This is a genomic window from Kitasatospora sp. NPDC004531 (assembly GCF_053602195.1).
The window spans coordinates 1-20108 of record NZ_JBSGDD010000036.1; the positions used below are offsets into that span (position 1 = coordinate 1).

A 20108-nucleotide genomic window follows, 5' to 3' on the forward strand; every position below is an offset into this window, starting at 1 on the left:
CGGCGCTCGGGCAGCGGGCGGCCCTCGCGGCGGGCGGCGAGGGTGGCCAGCGCGATCCGGCCCGCCCGGGCGGGGGCGCGGCCGGTCCGAGCGGCGGTGCGGCTGATCCTGCGTCAACGGTCGGCCAAACCCTGGTGGTTGGCTGACCCGGAGCACCCCGGCGGGGGACAATGCAGCTCGGGCCCCGCCGCCGGGCGGCCCTGAGACGTGCGCCGGACGAGCAGGGGGAACGACCGCCGATGCAGCATCCATCCGAGGGCCGCGCCGACGGCACCGCCACGGTGCTCCAACCCGGGTTCCTCGCCTCGCTGTTCCGCGAGCTCGGCGCCGACGAGGACGAGCCGCCCGCCGCCCCCGCCGCCCCCGTCGTGCCCGCGCCGGCCCCCGCGCCCGAGGCCACCGCGCCCGCACCTATCGCGCCCGCGCCCGACGACCCGCCCGACCCGGTGACCGCGCACGGCCGGGCCGCCGCGCTCACCCACCACCGCACCCTCGCCGTGCAGGCCGACCACGAACGCCTCGCCGACCTGCTGCGCCGCGCCGCCCAGCCGGTCTCCGCGATGGACTTCGAGAGCCAGCTGCGCACCTACCGCCCCAAGCCGTACCCGGACGCCGCGCCGGACGCCGAACCCGAGCCCGCCTGGGCCGACTTCGCCCCGCCCGAGCCCGCCGACCCGGACCCCGACCAGCCCCGCTCGCGCCGCCTGCTCGACTCCGGCTACCAGCGCGAACTCGCCCAGGCCCGGCTGCGCCACCAGCGCGCGCTGCGCGAGTGGCGCACCCGGCAGGCCGACCTCGCCGACAGCGGGGCGGTCGCCGCCCGGCAGGCCCACGAGGAGGCCGAGCTGGCCCGGGCCCGCGCCGTGCAGGAGTACAACGACAGCCTGGAGGAGTGCCGCCGCGCCTACCGGCAGGCCGAACCGGCCGCCGTCGAATCGCTGCTGGAACGCGCCCTGGCCGCCGCCGAAGGCTCCACCCGCGACCTGCCCGCCCCCTGCCACGCCGTCTTCCGGGCGCTGACCCGCACCGCCGTCCTCGACCTCGACCTGCCGCCGCTGGACACCGTCCCCGCGCTGTCCGGCTACCGGCTCGGCGAGGACGGCGCCGTCGAACCGGTCCGCCGCCCCGACGCCGACGTCCGCGCCGACTACCTGCGCCTCGCCGCCCGCCTCGCGCTGCGCGCCCTGCAGGCCGCCGACGCCGTCGACACCGACGACGTGCTGGCCGGCGTGGTGCTCAACGGCTGGCTGCGGCTGCCCGGCCGCCCCCCGCGCTGCCTGCTCAGCGTCGACGCCGACCGCGACGCACTGGCCCGCACCCGGCTGGTCCCCGACTCCGGGCACCTCGGCGACGACGGCGTGTACGCGGACGCCGAGCACGACGAGTCGCTGCTGCGGCTGCGCGCGCTGGCCGCCGTCATCACCCCCGACCCTTACGCCGACGAGGCGGTGGTGCCGTGGGGCACCGCCGACGCCGCGGTGCCCGCGCTCGGCGAACTCTCGCCCGGCGAATTCGCCCTGCTGATCCGTTCGGTGCTCACCGCCGGGGGCCTGGAGGACTGGAGCGTGCGGCTGCGCGGCCCCGCCGGACTGGTCGCCACCGCCGAGGGGCGGCCCGGCAGCCGGCTGCCCGGCCGCTGGGTGGTGTGGGCCTCGCGCGGGCCCGCGCCCGTCACCGCCGAGGAGATCGCCACGCTGTCCGAGGCCGTCCGCGAGGAGGGCGCCGACCGCGGCCTGCGGATGACCTGCGGCCAGTTCTCCGACGAGGCGATCGACCTGACCACCGAGGAACGCCACCAACGGATCCACCTGGTCGACGGCCAGGGCATCCGCGAACTCGCCCTCACCCACCTGGAGCTGCCCGTCACCGCCTGACGGCCCGTCGCAGGCCCGGCGGTTCACGCCGGGCCTTCTCCCGTTCCGCCGTTCGAGCTGTCACGCTTGGGCGGTGGAGAACGGATTCCTCGGCCGCCGCTTCGAGCGGCACCCCGCCGAGCACGCAGACCGGCACGCCGCCGAGCAGGACCGCGAACGGGCGATGGCCGAGATGTACGCCGAGTGCGGCCTGCTGCGCGAACTCGCCGACGCCGCCGGAGTGCGCCTCGACGACACCGTCGAGTCGTTGACCGCGCTCGACCAGCTGCTGCCGCGCTGGCGCGACGACCCGCAGGTCTCCCAGTGGCTGGGCACCGACGCCGGCCTGTACCTCGGCACGGTGATCCGCCGCCGGATCCCCGGCTCGACCTGGCGGCTCGCCGCCGACGGCCGCCCGCTGATGGTGCTCGCCACCGGCTTCGAACTCGACGTCACCGCCCTCGGCGCCGGCTGGGCCGAGCAGGGCGCCCCGCAGCTCGCCGCCGTCTACCGGGCCGCCGGGGACGGCTGAGGCCCCCTCACCCCGACGGGCCCGCCGGGCGGCGTGCCGCCGGGCCGCCCCGCACAGTGGAGCCCAGGGCCAGGCACCGACCGGCCCGGGCCGGACGACTGGGCAGCCGTGGGCAGCGGTCGCGCAGCCGTCCGGCCCCTGCCGCGAGTCGGGGGAGGCCGAAACTGACCGCCGTCCTGGTCGCCGCCGGCGCCTTCCTGATGACCCTGATCGGCGGCTTCGTCGCGCAGCGCACCGGCGACCGGCGCCACCTGGTGCTCGGCTTCGCCGCCGGCCTGATGCTCGGCGTGGTCGCCTTCGACCTGCTCCCCGAGGCGATGGCGCAGGCCCCCGAGGAGCTCCACGGCGTCCCCGAGGCGCTGCTGATGTTCGCCGCCGGGTTCCTGGTCATCCACGTCGTCGAGCGGGCCGTCGCCATCCACCGCGGCCACGAGGGCGAGTACGCCGCGCACAGCCACGCCCACGGCCACGGGGCCGGCCACCGGCACCGCGAGCAGGGCGTCGGACTGGCCGCCGCCGCCGCGCTGGTGGTGCACAGCATGATGGACGGCTTCGCGATCGGCGCCGCGTTCCAGGCCGGCACCACGGTCGGCGCGGTGGTCGCGATCGCCGTCGTCGCGCACGACTTCGCCGACGGCTTCAACACGTACACGCTCACCCGGCTGTACGGGAACAACCGACGGCGCGCCGTCACGCTGCTGCTCGCCGACGCCGTCGCGCCCGTCACCGGCGCCGCGATCACGCTGCTGTTCAGCATCCCCGACCACCTGCTCGGGCTGTACCTGGGGTTCTTCGGCGGCTTCCTGATGTACCTGGCGACCTCCGACATCCTGCCCGAGGCGCACAGCCCGCACCCCTCGCGCAGCACCCTGCTCTGCACCCTGCTGGGCGTCGGGTTCATGTGGCTGGTGGTCGGGCTGACGTAGCGCCGGCCCGGTCAGAGGTCCAGCGCGTCCCAGTGCCGGCGCAGCGCGTCCAGGGCGGCGGTGACGGCCGGGCGGCGCGAGGTCCGGGCCCGCCACAGGACGTACACCCGGCGGAACGGCTGCGGGGCGACCGGGCGGGCGGCGACCTCCGGCGGGAGCGGGCCGCGGCCCAGCCGGGGGACCAGGCCGAAGCCGAGACCGGCCGCGATCAGCGCGATCTGGCTCTGGAACTCGCCGATCTGGTAGCGGACGTCGGGTTCCTCACCGAGCTCGCGCATGGTGTGCAGCAGCCAGTCGTGGCAGATGTTGCCCGGCGGCACGCTGGTCCAGCGCTGCCCGCGCAGCTCCGTCATCGGGACGGCGTCGAGCGCCGCCAGCGGGTGGCCGGCGGGCAGCAGCAGGTCGACCGGGTCGGTGCCGAGGTCGAGCCGGGCCAGGCCGTCCTGCACCGGCAGCGGCACCGAGGTCCAGTCCTGCACCACCGCCAGGTCCACCTCGCCGCGGGCCACCAGCTCGGCCGCCGGATACGGGTCGCTCTCCAGCAGTCGGACCTCCAACTCCGGGCAGTCGTCCCGCAGTTCGGCGAGCACGGCGGGCAGCAGGCCGCGCGAGGCGGTGGCGAAGGCGGCCACCAGCAGCCGCCCGGTGGCGCGGCCGCGCTGCTCCTCCAGCGTCACCTCGGCCTGCTCGACCAGCGCCAGCACCCGCTGCGCGGTGTCGGCCAACCGCCGTGCGGCGTCGGTGAGTCGGACGCCCCGGCCGTGGCGTTCCAGCAGCACGGTGCGGGTCTCGCGTTCGAGCTTGGCGATCTGCTGGGAGATCGCGGACGGGGTGAAGCCGAGCGCCGCGGCGGCGCCGCCGACCGAGCCGTGCACGGCGACCGCGTGCAGGGCGCGCAGGCGTCCCAGATCCATCATGCAGCGATCCTAAACAGTTCGATTGAGAAACTGTCGCTGGTGCTGAACAGTCGGTGCGGGGGATGCTCGGGCCATGCCGTCCTCCTCCGCCATGTCGCCGCGTCACATCGCGCTGGCCGTGCTGATCGCCGCCGTCTGGGGCCTGAACTTCGTGCTGATCGAGGTCGGCCTGCACGACTTCCCGCCGCTGCTGTTCTGCGCGCTGCGCTTCGCCGTGGTGGCGCTGCCCGCGGTGTTCTTCGTCGGCCCGCCCCGGGTGGCGTGGCGCTGGGTGCTCGGCGTCGGGGTGGCGCTCGGCGTGGTGAAGTTCGGGCTGCTGTTCCTCGGCATGCACGCCGGCATGCCGGCCGGGCTCTCCTCGCTGGTGCTGCAGAGCCAGGCCGGGTTCACCGCGCTGTTCGCCGCCGGGCTGCTGCGCGAACGCCCCGCCCCGGTGCGGATCGCCGGACTCGCCCTGGCCTTCACCGGCATCGCGCTGGCCGCCCTGGACCGCGGCGTGCACGGCCCGGCCGGCGCGTTCGCGCTGCTCATCGGCTCGGCCGCGGCCTGGGGCCTGGCCAACGTACTGACCCGCCGGGCCGCCCCGCCGGACGCGCTGCGCTGGATGGTCTGGGTCTCCGCGGTGCCGCCGCTGCCGCTGCTCGGCCTGTCCCTGCTGGTCGAGGGCCCCGCCGCGGACTGGGCGGCGCTGCGCGGCATCAGCTGGTCCGGCGTCGGCGTGGTGCTGTACGTCGGCCTGGTCTCCACGCTGTTCGCGTTCGTCGCCTGGAGCCACCTGCTGCGCCGCTACGACGCCTCGCTGGTCGCGCCGTACTCGCTGCTGGTGCCGGTGTTCGGGATGTCCTCGGCGGCGCTGCTGCTCGGCGAGCGGTTCAGCCTGCCGGCGGGCGCGGCGGCGGTGCTGGTGATCGCCGGGATCGGGGTGGGCGCGGTGCCCGCTACGGCGTGGGCCCGACTTCGTAGGCCTCTTCGGCGCGACGCAGCGCCCGCAGCAGGGCGTCCTGCTCAGCAGAGCTGACCGGGCCGAAGTACTGCTGGGCGACCTCGTGCCGGACCTGCGAGATCCGCTCCAGCGCGCCGTGCCCGGCGGCCGTCAGCACCAGGCGCACCGCCCGGCGGTCGGAGGGGTCGGGGGTGCGGGCCACCAGGCCGGCCTCCTCCAGGGCGTCGACCACGGTGGTCGCCGAGCGCGGCGCGATGTGCAGGCGCTCGGCGAGCTCGCTCAGCCGCATGGTCTCGGCGCTCTCGCAGCCCGGCGCGTGGGCGAGGGTGCGCAGCGCGCGGGCCTGGGCCGGGGTGATGCCGTACGGCTCCAGCCGCTGCATGGTCCGTCGGCGGATCCGCTTCATCGCCCGGGTGAGGGCGTCGGCGAGTTCCGCGGCGGTGTCGGCGGGGCCGGGGGAGGTCATGGGCACAGGGTAGCGGTCGGCCCGGCGGCGCCCGGCGGGCGATCGGCCCGGCCCGGAAATATGTTGAGCTTGGCTCAGCATTCGAGTAGCTTAGGGTGCCCTAAGTCTTCCGCGCTCCGAGGAGTTCCGCCATGCCCCGTTCCACCGCCCGCGTCACCACCGACCGCCCCGGCCGCTACGCCAAGCAGCTCGCCGCCCACATGGGCCGCAAGGTCCCCGCCGACTGGTCCGAGGAGACCGGCCGCGGCACCCTCGCCTTCTCCGCCGGCCGGGCCGAGCTGGTCGCCGAGGACGGTGCGCTGCTGCTCGCCGTCGAGGGCGCCGAGGAGAGCCTGGACCAGTTGGAGGACGTGGTCGGCCGCCATCTGGTCCGCTTCGGCACCCGCGACGAGCTGGTGGTCGCCTGGCAGCGGGAGGACGGCCGGGCCGGCACCGTCCAGCGCCTGACCGGCGAGGAGGGCTGACCGGCCGCCGCTCAGTTCTGCCGCAGCGGCGGCATCGGCACCGGCACCGAGAACGCCGTCGCGCCCGCGCCGACCCCGCGCTCGCAGCTGTTCGGCGGCGCGGTGGTCACGCCCCGGGTGGAAGGCTTCTCGGCCGCCCAGAACATGAAGCCCAGCAGCCCCGCGCTGGCGCCCGCCCCGTTCGGCGCGGCGTTGCGCACCCAGGTGCCGGTGGCGTTCTGCACCGAGTTGGCGAAGTCGGTGCACTCCGGCCGGACCTGCGAGCCCTCCGCGATGTACAGGCTGCCGGTGAACTTGGCCGGCGCCAGCGGCGGGATCGGCGGGTTGTAGGTCGGCTTGCCGTCCAGGTGCTCCTGCCAGTTGGCGGTCGCGCCGGCCGCCGAGGGCTGGCGGTTCGGCACCATCGCGTTGGCGTAGTCCAGCACCGGGTTGCCGGTGGTCAGCCAGTGCGCGGTGGCGTACTGGTCGATGCCGATCAGCCACCGGTCGCCCGCCGCGACGTCGATGGTCAGCCGGGCGGCCGGGTCGGCGCCCGAGGCGTCGTACGGGTGGGCGGAGCGGTAGGCGTCCACGAAGGCCTGCAGGCCCGTCAGGTTCGGGTTGCTGCTGTTCTCGTAGTCGATCTCGATGCCCACCCCGAGCTTCGACGCCAGCGCCGCCGCCCGTTGGCCGAGCAGCGTGCCGTTCCGGGCCAGCGCGGTGTCCCAGTCGCCGGTGTAGGTGATGCCGCCGATGGAGAGCATCACCCGGATCCCGCGAGCCGTGAAGTAGTCCACCACCTGCTGGTTCATGCCCACCGGGACGCCCGCCGCGTTCCCCGCGTCGGTGGTGCCGTCCAGCAGCCGCAGCGGATTGACGAAGCTCAGCACCACCACGTTCACCGAGGGGCGGCCGTCGCCGCGGTCGACCAGCCAGTGGTTGGCGGCGTCGAACTCCGCCATGTCGCGGACCTTCGCCCAGGTGCAGGCGTCGTTGCTGCAGTGCCAGGCCCCGTAGACCTGCACCGGGGCGGCCGCGGCGGCCGCGCTCGGGGCCGGCAGCGCCGTCACCGCCAGGGCGAGCAGTGAGGCCGCCACCGAGAAACGCGTCATGGGCATGACTGGGGAACGCACATTCGCCTCCCGGCGATCGCGTGCTGCTGGGTGGGGAACAGGGTGCGCGCGAGCCGGGAGGGCGTCAATGCCCCGGGCGGAAACCCGCGCGGGGCCGGTCGGGCATGAGGCGCGGCAGCAGCCGGCGCAGGCCGAGCAGCAGCAGACCGGCGAGGCACCAGCTCGCGATCACGTCCAGCAGCCAGTGGAAGTCGCTCCACACCAGCCCGGCGCCGACCCCCAGGCAGAGGGCCGCGGCGGCCCACCCCACCGGCCGGGCCCGCCGCGCCGGCAGCACCCGGGCCAGCAGCAGCGCCGCCGTCCCGTACGCGATCGCCGAGGTCGCCGTGTGGCCCGACGGGTACCAGCCCCACTGGTCCGGGGCCAGCGGCAGGCCGAACGGGCCCGGCCGGGCGAACCAGGCCTTGGCCGGCACCACCAGCAGCGGGATCAGCACCGACGCCGCCACCGCCACCGGCAGCGGCACCCACCAGCGCGGCCGCCCGCCCCGCCGGCCCAGCCAGGCCGCCAGGCCCGCACAGCCCAGCAGCACCGGCACGGCCGGCACCCCGCCGCCCAGGTCGGACAGCGCCACACCCGCGTGGTTCAGCAACGTGGAGTGCAGCGCGCGGCGCACCTGCCGCACCGCGTCCCGCACCGCCGGGTCGATCCCCAGCAGCGGGCCGTCCACCGCCACCTGCCAGGAGATCACCACCAGCAGCACCGCGAGTGTCAGGGGCAGGACAGAAAAAGTCGGCCGCCCCGGAGCAGGGGGGAGAGCTCCGGGGCAGCCAAGGCGATCGCCGCACCGTGCGGCCCGGGGGGTGTGGGCGGGACGGCCGGTCGATCGGTCCAGTGCGCCCGCCTCGACGGCGGACGGCGGTGTGGGCAGTGGGTGAGCTTCGCTGTCCATCTGTGATGACAGTACGTCAAAGCCGGGTCGTGCCAACGGCCGACGGGCTTTCGTGCACAGCATCTTCACCACCGGCGGGGCAACCTCCACCCGGGTCGAACAGCAGAACGCGCGGGGGCCGGACGGGATCCGCTTCCGTCCGGCCCCCGCGCCGCTCAGGGGGTGTCTCCTGCGGCTCAGACGCCCGCGAAGGCCGACTCCAGGATGTCCAGGCCCTCATTCAGCAGGTGCTCCGGCATCACCAGCGGCGGCAGGAAGCGCAGCACGTTGCCGTAGGTGCCGGCGGTCAGCACGACCAGGCCCTCGGCGTGGCAGGCCTTCGCGATGGCCGCGGTGGCCTCCGCGTTCGGCTCCTTGCCGCCCGGCTTCACCAGCTCGACGGCGATCATCGCGCCGCGGCCGCGGACCTCGCCGATGATCTCGAACTTCTCCTGCATCGCCCGCAGGCGGCCCAGCATGATCTCGCCGATCCGCTGCGCCTTGCCGTTGAGGTCCTGCTCCTTCATGGTCTCGATGGCGCCCAGCGCGGCCGCACAGGCCACCGGGTTGCCACCGTAGGTGCCACCCAGACCACCGGTCTGCGCGGCGTCCATGATCTCGGCGCGGCCGGTCAGCGCCGACAGCGGCAGACCGCCCGCGATGCCCTTGGCGGTGGTGATCAGGTCCGGGACGATGCCCTCGTCCTCGCACGCGAACCACTGGCCGGTGCGGCAGAAGCCGGTCTGGATCTCGTCCGCGACGAAGACGATGCCGTTCTCCTTCGCGAACTCCACGATCGCCGGCAGGAAGCCCTTGGCCGGCTCGATGAAGCCGCCCTCGCCCTGGATCGGCTCGATGATGATCGCGGCGACGTTCTCGGCGCCGATCTGCTTGTTGATCTGCTCGATGGCCTGCTTGGCGGCCTCGGCGGCGGCGTTCTCCGCGCCCGTCAGCCAGCGGTACGGGTAGGCCACCGGCACGCGGTAGACCTCGGGGGCGAACGGACCGAAGCCCTGCTTGTACGGCATGTTCTTCGCCGTCAGCGCCAGGGTCAGGTTGGTGCGGCCGTGGTAGCCGTGGTCGAACACCACGACCGCCTGGCGCTTGGTGTAGGCGCGGGCGATCTTCACCGCGTTCTCGACGGCCTCGGAACCCGAGTTGAACAGCGCCGTCTTCTTCGCGTGGTCGCCCGGGGTCAGCTCGTTCAGCTGCTCCGCGACCGCCACGTAACCCTCGTACGGGGTCACCATGAAGCAGGTGTGGGTGAACGCGGCCAGCTGCTCGGTGGTCTTCGCCACCACGGCCTCGGCGCTGTTGCCCACGTTGGTGACGGCGATGCCCGAACCGAAGTCGATCAGGCTGTTGCCGTCCACGTCCTCCAGCACGCCGCCACCGGCGCGCGTCACGTACACCGGCAGCGTGGTGCCCACACCCGCGGCCACCGCGCCGAGCTTGCGAGACTGCAGCTCCTGCGACTTCGGGCCGGGGATCGCGGTGACCAGGCGGCGCTCCTGCGGGAGCGGCGTTGCAGCGCTCATCGTGTGTTCTCCAAGTTCTCAAGGCGCGGTAGTCGCAGGCTACGACCGGCCCCCCGGGCCGGGCATGCGCCACTCGGTACTGCTGCGCTGGACGAATTGTCCTGCGCGGCCAGTGGCCGAAGATCGGCTCCCGATCCCGGCCCCTCCACTACATTGGCCCCGGGTGTGTCGGTGGGACGGCGGAGCGGGTACGACCGCCGCCGACAACGTAGGAGGGGCCCGAAGTGGAACAGAACGACGCGAGAACCCAGCACACCCACCCCCACCTCCCGCCCCCCCGCGCCCCCTTCCACCTCCCCACCTGGGCCACCGCCCCCCGCCCCCCCGCCCCGCCCGGCGTCTACCGGCAGCACCACACGCCGTACGACGCGAAGAAGGCGGGCGACGCCGGGACGCCGGCGGGGCCGCTGGTGCTGCGGGCGGCGTTGAACCTGGTGGTGGCCGCGGTCCTCTACCCGTACGTGGTGGAACTGGAGGTGTGGCTGATCCAGGTGGTCGGACTCGGCGGGCAGCTCACCAGCGCCCTCGCGAACCCGCTCGCCCTGCTCCTCGGAGCGATCGCCGCCGTCCTGCTGATCTGGATCTTCGGCCGCATGGGCCGCTGGCGCGAAGTCGGCCGACGCTTCCTGCTGCCGCTCGTCTCGCACACCGTCACCGAAGTCCCGCCCGAGCCCGAGGCGGCGCCGGTGGTGGATGTGTGGGCGGAGTTTCGGCCGGCAGGAGAGGGGGTGCGGCGGCTGGAGCGGGAGCAGGTCGGGGACGTGGACTACGTGCGGCTGCACCAGGCGTGGCGGAGCGTGGGCGCGGACGCGGCCGGCCGGCAGGAGTTCGCCGCGCAGCTGGCCGCCCGCGGCGCGGCCGCCTGCGCGCACCCGTCCGAGCAGCGCGACCTGCCGGGCGGGCGGGCGGCGCGGCACGACCTGATGGTGCGCCAGGTGCGGCTGGGCGTCGCGCAGGACGTGCCGAAGAACCCGGCCACCCACCGCAACGCGGGCTTCGCGCTGGACCCGGCGTTGCTCGGCACCTCGCTGCTGGCGGTCGGCCCGGCGGGGACGGGCAAGACGGCGGCGCTGGCCCGTCCGGTGGCGGAGGCGCTGTGCCTGCAGGCGCTGGCGGGGGCGGCCTGCGCGGTGGTGGTGGGGGCGGCGGACGCGGATCTCGGCCCGGACGACTGGTACGACGTGGTGATCGCCCCCGGCGACCCGTCCGCCCCGTACGGCCTGGACCTGTACGGTGCGGCGCCGAACCCGGACGAGGCGGCGGCCCGGCTGGCCGACGCGCTGCTGCCGGACGAGCTGGCCTCGCGGGCGGAGAGCGCCCGGACGTCGATGCAGCAGGTGGTCGGCCCGTTCCGGGCGGCGTACGGCAGGTACCCCGGGGTGCGGGAGCTGCGCGGGCTCCTGGCCGGGGACGCGCAGGGGTGGGCGGAGCTCGCGGAGCGGCTGAAGAAGTCGGGGCGGGGGCCGGAGTTCGAGGCGGACGTGCAGCAGCGGGAGCGGATGCACGGCCGGGTGGACGACCCGGGCGCGCTGCTCGCCGACCGGCTGGCGCTGCTGGACCGCCCGGCGCTCGCACCCGGGTTCTCGGGCGGCCCGGACGCCAAGCCGGCGTTCGCGATGCGCGCCCTGGAGCACCCGCTGCGGGTGCGGGTGAAGCTGCCCGAGCGCAGTCACCCGGAGGCCGCCCGGATGCTGTCGCGGCTGCTGCTCGGCCAGTTCACCCAGGCCGCCGCCGACCGGAGCGACCGCGAGCTGTTCGCGGGGCTGGTGCTGGACGATGCGACCGCCGCCGTGGACGCGCAGACCGTCCGCGGCATCCAGCGGCTGCGCGGCGCGAACGCGGGCGTGGTGCTGCTGCTGCGCACGCTGTCGGACCTGCCGGAGGCGCTGCGCGCGCCGCTGTTCGGCGCGGTCGGCAACCGGATGGCCTTCCCCGGCATCGCGCCCTGGGACGGCCGGCTGTTCTCCGAGGCCTGGGGCACCCACCTGGTGCGGGAGACCGCCGTCACCCATACGCCGGACACCTCCGGCGGCACGATGCGCCGGGCCGGCCGGCTGGTGCGCAAGGCCCTGTCGGGGACGACCGCGCAGACCGAGTCGGTCACCACCCGGGACGTCGAGCGCCACCGCTGGTCGCCGTCCGACCTGGCGCACGCACTGCCGTCCGGCCACGCGGTGATCTCGCTGACCTCGGTGGCGGGGGAGCAGGTACCGCCCCTGCTGGTCGACCTGCGCCACTGACGGCGGCGGCCCGCGGTTGCGGAGCGGTCAGCGTTGGGTCACGGAAGGTACGGACCGGCGGATTTCGGCACTCCGGGTTGTCCGGAGCGTCCATAATGGGGGGAGAACCCTCACTCGCCCGGATCGCAACGGCGCGTCCAGGTCGAACCACCGAAGGTGCCATGCCCCCCACTCTCGCCTCCGTCGTCCGCACCAGCACGCTCCATCTGACGGTCCTGGCCGGCGCGGACCACCTGGAACGCCCGGTCCGCTGGGTGCACACCAGCGAGCTGGACGACCCCACGCCGTTCCTGGAGGGCGGCGAGCTGCTCCTCACCACCGGCATCAAGCTCGGCAAGAGCTCGGCGGGGTTGCAGGCCTACGTGCACCGGCTGGCGGACGCCGGCGTGGTCGGGCTCGGGCTGGGGGTCGGGCTGTCGCACACGGAGGTGCCGCAGGCGCTGGTGGACGCGGCGGCGCAGCGCGGGCTGCCGCTGCTGCGGGTGCCCGAGGCGACGCCGTTCATCGCGATCTCCAAGGTGGTCTCCGCCGCGCTCGCCGCCGAGCAGTACGAGGCCGTCACGACCAGCTTCGAGGCGCAGGAGGAGCTGACCCGGGCCGCGCTCGGCAAGGACGGCACCACCGCGATCGTCCGCCGGCTGGCCGCCCGGCTCGGCGGCTGGGCCGCGCTGTACGACGGGTCGGGCGCGCTGTCCGCGGTCGCCCCGGACTGGGCGGCCCGGCGGGCCGGCCGGCTGGCCGCCGAGGTGGACCGGCTGCGCCGCCGCCCCGCGCCGTCCAGCGCCGCGCTGCAGGGCCGGGCGGGGACGATCGACACCGCCGACGAGGACTACGTGGTGGTGCAGTCGCTGGGCGCGGACCGGCGCCCGCGCGGCTTCCTCGCGGTCGGCACCGAGGACCGCATCACCCCGACCGAGCGGTACGTGCTGAACGCCGCCGTCGCGCTGCTCACCCTCACCCTGGAGCGCTCCCGCGAGCTGCGGCAGGCCGAGGAGAAGATGGGCGCCGCGCTGCTGCGGATGGTGCTGGCCGGCGAGGTCGGCACCGCCCGCCAGGTGGCCTCCGGGCTGTTCGGCGGCCTGCCCGAGGGCACCGTCCGGGTGCTGGTGGCCGCCGCGGGCCCGGGCCCCGAGGCCGCCGAGGCGCTCGGCGAGCTCGGCGACCGGGCCGAACAGGCCGGCGGCAAGGTCGGCGAGAAGCTGCTGGTGGCCCGGGAGGACGGCGCGCACGGGCCGCGCCTGATGGTGCTCGCCATCGACAACGGCTCGGTGCACCGGGCCTGCCTGGGCGCCGTCGAGGAGCACGAGGGCCTGGCGCTCGGGGTGTCCGCCCCGGCCGCGCTGGAGGACGCCGGCACCGCGCACGCGCAGGCCGAGCGGGCCCTGGCGGTCGCCCAGCGCGGCGGCCGCCGCACCGTCGACCACGAGGAGGTCGGCGCCGGCTCGCTGCTCCCGCTGCTCGGCGAGGAGGCCGTCACCGCGTTCGCCGAGGGCCTGCTGCGCCCGCTGCGCGAGCACGACCGCACCGCCCGGGGCGACCTGGTGGCCTCGCTGCGGGCCTGGCTGTCGCGGCACGGCCAGTGGGACGCGGCCGCCGCCGACCTGGGTGTGCACCGGCACACGCTGCGGTACCGGATGCGCCGGGTCGAGGAGCTGCTGGGCCGCTCGCTGGACGACACGGACGTGCGGATGGAGCTGTGGCTGGCGCTGCGGGCCGGCGAGGACTGACTCCGGCCCCGGACGGGCCTGTCCTGTCCGTAGAAATCGACCGGCTGCTTTCCACCCGTCCGTCCAATCGGAAAGCCGTCCCCCTCCCCCTACCGTGAACGGGAAAGCGAAGTCTTCGAGGGAAGGGGCCGGTGCGACCGTGACCACCACGTACGAGTTCTGGTTGGCCGGGCGGCGGGCGAGCGGCGAGACGGACTTCGAGGTCCGCCACCCGCACGACAACAGCCTGGTGGCGAAGGTCGGTGTGCCGACCGACGCGCAGGTCGAGGAGGCCGTCGCGGCCGCCGCCGCCGCGGTTCCGGTGTTCGCCGCGACCCCGGCGCACGTGCGCGCCGCCGCGCTGGACCACGTCGCCAAGCGGCTGACCGAGCGCACCGAGGAGATCGCCCAGCTGATCACCGCCGAGAACGGCAAGCCGATCAAGTGGGCGCGCGGCGAGATGGGCCGTGCCGTGTCGGTGTTCCGCTGGGCCGCCGAGGAGGCCCGTCGCACCAACGGCGAGACCATGCGCCTGGACACCGACCCGGGCGGCACCGGCCGCTACGCGCTGGTGCGCCGCTTCCCGCGCGGCGTCGTGCTCGGCATCGCGCCGTTCAACTTCCCGCTGAACCTGGTGGCCCACAAGCTGGCCCCGGCGATCGCGGTCGGCGCGCCGATCATCCTGAAGCCCGCCCCGGCCACCCCGCTGTCCGCCATGGTGCTGGGCGAGATCCTGGCCGAGACCGACCTGCCGGCCGGTTCCTGGAGCATCCTGCCGGTCGAGAACGCCAAGATGCCCGCGCTGGTGCAGGACAAGCGCCTGCCGGTGATCTCGTTCACCGGTTCGGACAAGGTCGGCTACCAGATCATGGACTCGGTGCCGCGCAAGCACGTCACCCTGGAGCTCGGCGGCAACGCCGCGGCCGTGGTGCTGGCGGACTGGAGCTCCGAGGCGGACCTCGACTGGGCCGCGAGCCGGATCGCGCTGTTCGCGAACTACCAGGGCGGCCAGTCCTGCATCTCGGTGCAGCGGGTGATCGCCGACGCGACCGTCTACGACCGCCTGGTCGAGAAGGTCGTCGCCAAGGTGCGCGCGCAGGTCACCGGCGACCCGCGCGACGAGGCCACCGACGTGGGCCCGCTGGTGGACGAGAACGCCGCCAAGCGCGTCGAGTCCTGGATCGAGGACGCCGTCGCCAAGGGCGCCAAGCTGCTCACCGGCGGCAAGCGGGACGGCGCGGCCGTCGAGCCGACCGTGCTCGCCGAGATGCCGGCGGACGCCATCCTGGCGAAGTCCGAGGTGTTCGGCCCGGTGCTGTCGCTGCACAAGGCCGCCTCCACCGAGGAGGCCTTCGCGATGGTCAACGACTCCGACTTCGGCCTGCAGGCCGGCGTCTTCACGCACGACGTGCAGACCGCCTTCCGCGCCCACCGCGAGCTGGAGGTCGGCGGCGTGGTGATCGGCGACGCGCCGTCCTACCGCGCCGACCAGATGCCGTACGGCGGCGTGAAGGACTCCGGCGTGGGCCGCGAGGGCGTCCGCTACGCGATGGACGACTACACCGTCGAGAAGGTCATGGTGCTGACCGGCCTCGACCTCTGAGCAACCCCCTCCGACGCCCCGTCACCGCAGCAGCGGCGGCGGGGCGTCGGCCTGCCCCGGTGCGGGCCCGCCACCGCCCGGAAGGCCCGGGCGTGGCGGCGACCACCCGGCGGCACAGGCCACAATTGGGGGCATGAACTCGCTCGCCCATCCGCAGCTGCGCTTCACCCCGACCGTCGCCGACCCGGACGGGCCGCGGGAGTTGGTCATCCTCGGCTCGACCGGTTCGATCGGCACCCAGGCCATCGACGTGGTGCTCCGCAACCCCGACCGGTTCAAGGTGGTCGCGCTGTCCGCCGCCGGCGGCCGGGTGGAGCTGCTCGCCGAGCAGGCCGTCGCGCTGGGCGTGCACACCGTCGCGGTGGCCGACCCGGCCGCCGAGCGCCCGCTGCGCGAGGCGCTGGCCGCCAAGGCGCAGGGCGCGCCGCTGCCGCAGGTCCTGGCGGGCCCGGACGCGGCGACCGAGCTGGCCGCCGCGGAGTGCCACTCGGTGCTCAACGGCATCACCGGCTCGATCGGCCTGGCCCCCACGCTGGCCGCGCTGCGGGCCGGCCGGGTGCTGGTGCTGGCCAACAAGGAGTCGCTGATCGTCGGCGGCCCGCTGGTGAAGGCCGTGGCCCGGCCCGGCCAGATCGTGCCGGTGGACTCCGAGCACGCCGCGCTGTTCCAGGCGCTGGCCGGCGGCACCCGCGCCGAGGTCCGCAAGCTGGTGGTGACCGCCAGCGGCGGCCCGTTCCGCAACCGCACCCGTGAGCAGCTGGCCGGCGTCACCCCGGCCGACGCGCTGGCGCACCCGACCTGGGCGATGGGCCCGGTGGTGACGATCAACTCGGCGACCCTGGTGAACAAGGGCCTGGAGGTGATCGAGGCGCACCTGCTGTACGACGTGCCCTTCGACCGGATCGAGGTCGTCGTCCATCCGCAGTCGGTCGTTCATTCGATGGTGGAGTTCGTGGACGGCTCCACGCTGGCCCAGGCCAGCCCGCCGGACATGCGGATGCCGATCGCGCTCGGCCTCGGCTGGCCCGACCGGGTGCCGGACGCCGCCCCCGGCTGCGACTGGACCAAGGCCGCGACCTGGGAGTTCTTCCCGCTGGACAACGACGCCTTCCCGGCCGTCGAGCTGGCCCGCGAGGTGGGTACGCTCGGCGGGACCGCCCCGGCGGTCTTCAACGCCGCCAACGAGGAATGTGTGGACGCTTTCCTGAAGGGCGCACTGCCCTTCACCGGAATCGTGGACACTGTGGCGAAGGTGGTCGCCGAACACGGCACACCCCAGTCGGGAACTTCGCTCACGGTGGAGGACGTACTCCACGCGGAGAGCTGGGCCCGTGCCCGGGCCCGCGAACTGGCGGCCGGCTAAGCGGTAGGACGACGGAGGCGACGCGGTGGACAAGCTGATGTGGGTGCTGGGCGTCCTGATCTTCGTGGTCGGGTTGCTGTTCTCGATCGCCTGGCACGAGCTCGGCCACCTCTCCACCGCGAAGCTGTTCGGCATCCGGGTGCCGCAGTACATGGTCGGCTTCGGCCGGACCATCTGGTCGACCAAGCGGGGCGAGACCGAGTACGGCCTCAAGGCGATCCCGTTCGGCGGCTACATCCGGATGATCGGCATGTTCCCGCCCGGCGCGGACGGCCGGATAACGAAACGCTCCAGCTCGCCCTGGCGGTCGATGATCGAGGACGCCCGGGAGGCCTCCTACGAGGAGATCCAGCCCGGCGACGAGACCCGGCTGTTCTACACCCGCAAGCCGTGGAAGCGCGTCATCGTGATGTTCGCCGGCCCGGGCATGAACCTGATCCTGTCGATCGGCCTGTTCCTGACGCTGTTCATGGGCATCGGCGTCCAGCAGTCGGTGCCCACCGTGCAGTCCGTCAGCGAGTGCGTGGTGCCGGTCAGCCAGAAGAGCGACACCTGCAAGCCGGAGGACCCGAAGTCCCCGGCCAACCTGGCGGGCCTGCGGGCCGGCGACACCGTGCTCACCTTCGGCGGGGTGCCGATCCACGACTACCCGCAGCTGTCCGGCCTGATCCGGGACTCGGCGGGCAAGCAGGTCGCCATCGAGGTCCGCCACAAGGACGGCAGCCTCGCCACGCTGAACGCCGGCATCACCACCAACACGCTGCAGGCGCTGGACAAGGACAACAACCCGGTCAAGGGCGAGACCGTCACCGCCGGGTTCCTCGGCATCACCCCCGCCACCGGCGTCCACCACATGTCGCTCGGCGAGAGCGTCGACCAGATGGACTCGATGGTCCGGCACAGCGTCGAGTCGCTGAGTCAGCTCCCCGGCAAGATCCCCGGCCTGTGGCACGCCGTGGTCGACGGCGCCCCGCGCGACACCGACTCGCCGATCGGCATGGTCGGCGCCGCCCGGCTCGGCGGCGACGTCTTCGCGATGGACCTGCCCGCCACCCAGCAGCTCGCGTTCTTCGTCCAGCTGCTGGCCGGCATCAACCTGATGCTGTTCCTGTTCAACATGCTGCCGCTGCTCCCGCTGGACGGCGGCCACATCGCCGGCGCCCTGTGGGAGTCGCTGCGCCGCGGCCTGGCCCGGGTGCTGCGCCGCCCCGACCCCGGACCGTTCGACGTGGCCCGGCTGATGCCGCTGGCCTACGTGGTCGCCGGGGTGTTCATCTGCTTCACCGTCCTGGTGATGGCCGCCGACATCGTCAACCCCGTTCGCCTCAACTAAGGGTCTCCCCCCGCGGCCGAGTGTGCTCCGCCACCCGGCCGTGCCGTACCGTTGGACGCCGGGCGCGCCGGTTGCGGCGCGCGTCGGCTCACCGAATTTCTGCAGAGGAAACACTGCGCACATGACCGCGATCTCGCTCGGTATCCCGTCCCTGCCGCTCAAGCCGCTGGCCAAGCGCCGGTACTCGCGGCAGATCATGGTCGGCAACGTCCCGGTGGGCGGCGACGCGCCGGTCTCCGTGCAGTCGATGACCACCACGCTGACCTCCGACGTCAACGCGACGCTCCAGCAGATCGCCGAGCTGACCGCCTCGGGCTGCCAGATCGTCCGGGTCGCCGTCCCCTCGCAGGACGACGCCGACGCGCTGCCGATCATCGCCAAGAAGTCGCAGATCCCGGTGATCGCCGACATCCACTTCCAGCCCAAGTACGTGTTCGCCGCGATCGACGCCGGCTGCGCCGCGGTGCGCGTCAACCCGGGCAACATCAAGGCCTTCGACGACAAGGTCGGCGAGATCGCCAAGGCCGCCAAGGACGCCGGCGTGCCGATCCGGATCGGCGTCAACGCCGGCTCGCTGGACAAGCGCCTGCTGGAGAAGTACGGCCGGGCCACCCCCGAGGCGCTGGTGGAGTCCGCGCTGTGGGAGTGCTCGCTGTTCGAGGAGCACGACTTCCGCGACATCAAGATCTCGGTCAAGCACAACGACCCGGTCGTGATGATCAACGCCTACCGCCAGCTCGCCGCGGCCTGCGACTACCCGCTGCACCTGGGCGTCACCGAGGCCGGCCCCGCCTTCCAGGGCACCATCAAGTCCGCCGTGGCGTTCGGCGCGCTGCTCGCCGAGGGCATCGGCGACACCATCCGGGTCTCGCTGTCCGCGCCGCCGGCCGAGGAGATCAAGGTCGGCAACCAGATCCTGGAGTCGCTGGGCCTGCGCGAGCGCGGCCTGGAGATCGTCTCCTGCCCGTCCTGCGGCCGCGCCCAGGTGGACGTCTACAAGCTCGCCGAGGAGGTCACCGCCGGCCTGGAGGGCATGGAGGTGCCGCTGCGGGTGGCCGTCATGGGCTGCGTCGTCAACGGCCCCGGCGAGGCCCGCGAGGCCGACCTGGGCGTCGCCTCCGGCAACGGCAAGGGCCAGATCTTCGTCAAGGGCCAGGTGATCAAGACCGTGCCCGAGTCGAAGATCGTCGAGACCCTGATCGAGGAGGCCATGAAGCTGGCCGAGCAGATGCAGGAGGAGGGTGTCGAGTCCGGCGCCCCCGTCGTCGTGGCCGCCGAGTGACGGTCTGAACTTCCCGGCGGGACCGCCCCCTTCGGCGGTCCCGCCCGCTGCGAGAGGTGCCTCCCGTGCTCGATCGAGGTGTGATGCTGCCCGGCCCGTTCCAGGTCGCCCGGGCGCTGGCCGCAACCCGCGTGCTGGAGACGCCCGACCTCGACGAGGCACTGGAGGTCCTGCACCGCGACCCGGTCGCCAACGCCTTCGTCGCCACCCGGGTGGAGGCCGTCGGCCTCGACCCCTGGCGGCTCGGCGGCGAGATGTGGGGCTGGCACGACGCCGACGGACGGCTCGACGCGCTCTGCTACGCCGGCGCCAACCTGGTCCCCGTCAACGCCGGCCCCGAAGCCGTCCGCGCGTTCGCCGAACGCGCCCGCCGGCAGGGCCGCCGCTGCTCCTCGATCGTCGGCCCCGCCGAGCCCACCGCCGCCCTGTGGGCGCTGCTGGAGCGCTCCTGGGGCCCCGCCCGCGAGGTGCGCGGCCACCAGCCGCTGATGGCCACCTCCACGCCCGTCACCGAGGTCGCCCCCGACCCGCTGGTGCGCCGGGTGCACCGCAGCGAGATCGAGGCGCTGATCCCCGCCTGCGTCGCGATGTTCACCGAGGAGGTCGGGATCTCCCCGCTGGCCGGCGACGGCGGCCTGCTCTACCAGGCCCGGGTCGCCGAACTCGTCACCTCCGGACGGTCGTTCGCCCGCTTCGACGAGCACGGCAAGGTCGTCTTCAAGGCCGAGATCGGCGCCGTCACCGCCGGCGCCTGCCAGGTCCAGGGCGTCTGGGTGGCGCCCGAGCACCGCGGCAAGCGGCTGTCCGAAGCCGGCATGGCTGCGGTCGTCAACACCGCCCTCGCCGAGATCGCCCCCGTGGTGTCGCTGTACGTCAACGACTTCAACCTGCGCGCCCGCGCCGCCTACCGCCGGGTCGGCTTCACCGAGGTCGGCTCGTTCATGAGCGTGCTGTTCTGA

General features: G+C 74.3%; 17 protein-coding genes. 12 read left to right on the plus strand and 5 right to left on the minus strand.

Going from position 1 to position 20108, the window contains the following annotated elements; all coding sequences use genetic code 11:
* Window positions 1-239: 239 nt before the first annotated feature.
* The 3 genes from ACWEMJ_RS16780 to ACWEMJ_RS16790 all read left to right on the plus strand — a co-directional run bounded on the left by ACWEMJ_RS16780 (window position 240) and on the right by ACWEMJ_RS16790 (window position 3311).
* Window positions 240-1874 (plus strand): restriction endonuclease, encoded by a 1635-nt coding sequence (locus tag ACWEMJ_RS16780; protein ID WP_452137796.1) that lies wholly within the window; start codon window positions 240-242, stop codon window positions 1872-1874.
* A 73-nt stretch (window positions 1875-1947) separates the two neighbouring features.
* Complete coding sequence (locus ACWEMJ_RS16785; protein ID WP_452137797.1) at window positions 1948-2385, plus strand: DUF6278 family protein; 438 nt, start codon at window positions 1948-1950, stop codon at window positions 2383-2385.
* A gap of 200 nt (window positions 2386-2585) precedes the next feature.
* Entirely contained in the window at window positions 2586-3311 is a 726-nt protein-coding gene (locus ACWEMJ_RS16790; RefSeq protein WP_452137798.1) for a ZIP family metal transporter, read from the plus strand.
* A gap of 11 nt (window positions 3312-3322) precedes the next feature.
* Here ACWEMJ_RS16790 and ACWEMJ_RS16795 read toward each other — a convergent pair whose 3' ends face one another.
* Complete coding sequence (locus tag ACWEMJ_RS16795) at window positions 3323-4228, minus strand: LysR family transcriptional regulator (protein WP_452137799.1); 906 nt, start codon at window positions 4226-4228, stop codon at window positions 3323-3325.
* A gap of 91 nt (window positions 4229-4319) precedes the next feature.
* On the opposite strand from ACWEMJ_RS16795, the gene ACWEMJ_RS16800 reads away from it, so the two are divergent.
* Window positions 4320-5246 (plus strand): EamA family transporter, encoded by a 927-nt coding sequence (locus tag ACWEMJ_RS16800; RefSeq protein WP_452137840.1) that lies wholly within the window; start codon window positions 4320-4322, stop codon window positions 5244-5246.
* Here the strand turns inward: ACWEMJ_RS16800 and ACWEMJ_RS16805 are convergent.
* Window positions 5167-5637, minus strand: coding sequence for a MarR family winged helix-turn-helix transcriptional regulator (locus ACWEMJ_RS16805; RefSeq protein WP_452137800.1), 471 nt, complete (start codon window positions 5635-5637; stop codon window positions 5167-5169). The two genes, ACWEMJ_RS16800 and ACWEMJ_RS16805, sit on opposite strands and share 80 nt — an antisense overlap.
* Before the next feature lie 131 nt (window positions 5638-5768).
* On the opposite strand from ACWEMJ_RS16805, the gene ACWEMJ_RS16810 reads away from it, so the two are divergent.
* Entirely contained in the window at window positions 5769-6101 is a 333-nt protein-coding gene (locus ACWEMJ_RS16810) for a DUF2218 domain-containing protein (RefSeq protein WP_452137801.1), read from the plus strand.
* An 11-nt stretch (window positions 6102-6112) separates the two neighbouring features.
* Here ACWEMJ_RS16810 and ACWEMJ_RS16815 read toward each other — a convergent pair whose 3' ends face one another.
* The 3 genes from ACWEMJ_RS16815 to gabT form a co-directional block, all read right to left on the minus strand.
* The gene (locus ACWEMJ_RS16815) at window positions 6113-7192 is read right to left on the minus strand and encodes a hypothetical protein (RefSeq protein WP_452137802.1); all 1080 of its coding nucleotides are present in this window, start codon (window positions 7190-7192) and stop codon (window positions 6113-6115) included.
* Window positions 7193-7277: 85 nt separating this feature from the next.
* Window positions 7278-7916: a phosphatase PAP2 family protein gene (locus ACWEMJ_RS16820; RefSeq protein ID WP_452137803.1), complete on the minus strand. Its 639-nt coding sequence runs from the start codon at window positions 7914-7916 to the stop codon at window positions 7278-7280.
* Window positions 7917-8281: 365 nt separating this feature from the next.
* Complete coding sequence (gene gabT / locus ACWEMJ_RS16825) at window positions 8282-9622, minus strand: 4-aminobutyrate--2-oxoglutarate transaminase (protein WP_452137804.1); 1341 nt, start codon at window positions 9620-9622, stop codon at window positions 8282-8284.
* Between the two features lie 224 nt (window positions 9623-9846).
* Between gabT and ACWEMJ_RS16830 the strand changes: the two genes are divergently transcribed.
* From ACWEMJ_RS16830 to ACWEMJ_RS16860, 7 genes are all read left to right on the plus strand, one after another.
* The gene (locus ACWEMJ_RS16830) at window positions 9847-11862 is read left to right on the plus strand and encodes an ATP-binding protein (protein ID WP_452137805.1); all 2016 of its coding nucleotides are present in this window, start codon (window positions 9847-9849) and stop codon (window positions 11860-11862) included.
* A gap of 161 nt (window positions 11863-12023) precedes the next feature.
* Complete coding sequence (locus ACWEMJ_RS16835) at window positions 12024-13589, plus strand: PucR family transcriptional regulator (protein WP_452137806.1); 1566 nt, start codon at window positions 12024-12026, stop codon at window positions 13587-13589.
* 139 nt (window positions 13590-13728) lie between these two features.
* Window positions 13729-15171: an aldehyde dehydrogenase family protein gene (locus tag ACWEMJ_RS16840; RefSeq protein WP_452137807.1), complete on the plus strand. Its 1443-nt coding sequence runs from the start codon at window positions 13729-13731 to the stop codon at window positions 15169-15171.
* A 133-nt stretch (window positions 15172-15304) separates the two neighbouring features.
* Window positions 15305-16534 (plus strand): 1-deoxy-D-xylulose-5-phosphate reductoisomerase, encoded by a 1230-nt coding sequence (dxr, locus tag ACWEMJ_RS16845; protein ID WP_452137808.1) that lies wholly within the window; start codon window positions 15305-15307, stop codon window positions 16532-16534.
* Between the two features lie 25 nt (window positions 16535-16559).
* On the plus strand, window positions 16560-17867 hold the full coding sequence (locus ACWEMJ_RS16850; RefSeq protein ID WP_452137809.1) for a M50 family metallopeptidase: 1308 nt from the start codon (window positions 16560-16562) through the stop codon (window positions 17865-17867).
* 121 nt (window positions 17868-17988) lie between these two features.
* A complete protein-coding gene (gene ispG / locus ACWEMJ_RS16855; RefSeq protein ID WP_452137810.1) occupies window positions 17989-19149 on the plus strand; it encodes a flavodoxin-dependent (E)-4-hydroxy-3-methylbut-2-enyl-diphosphate synthase in 1161 nt (386 codons plus the stop codon).
* A gap of 83 nt (window positions 19150-19232) precedes the next feature.
* Window positions 19233-20108, plus strand: coding sequence for a GNAT family N-acetyltransferase (locus tag ACWEMJ_RS16860; RefSeq protein WP_452137841.1), 876 nt, complete (start codon window positions 19233-19235; stop codon window positions 20106-20108).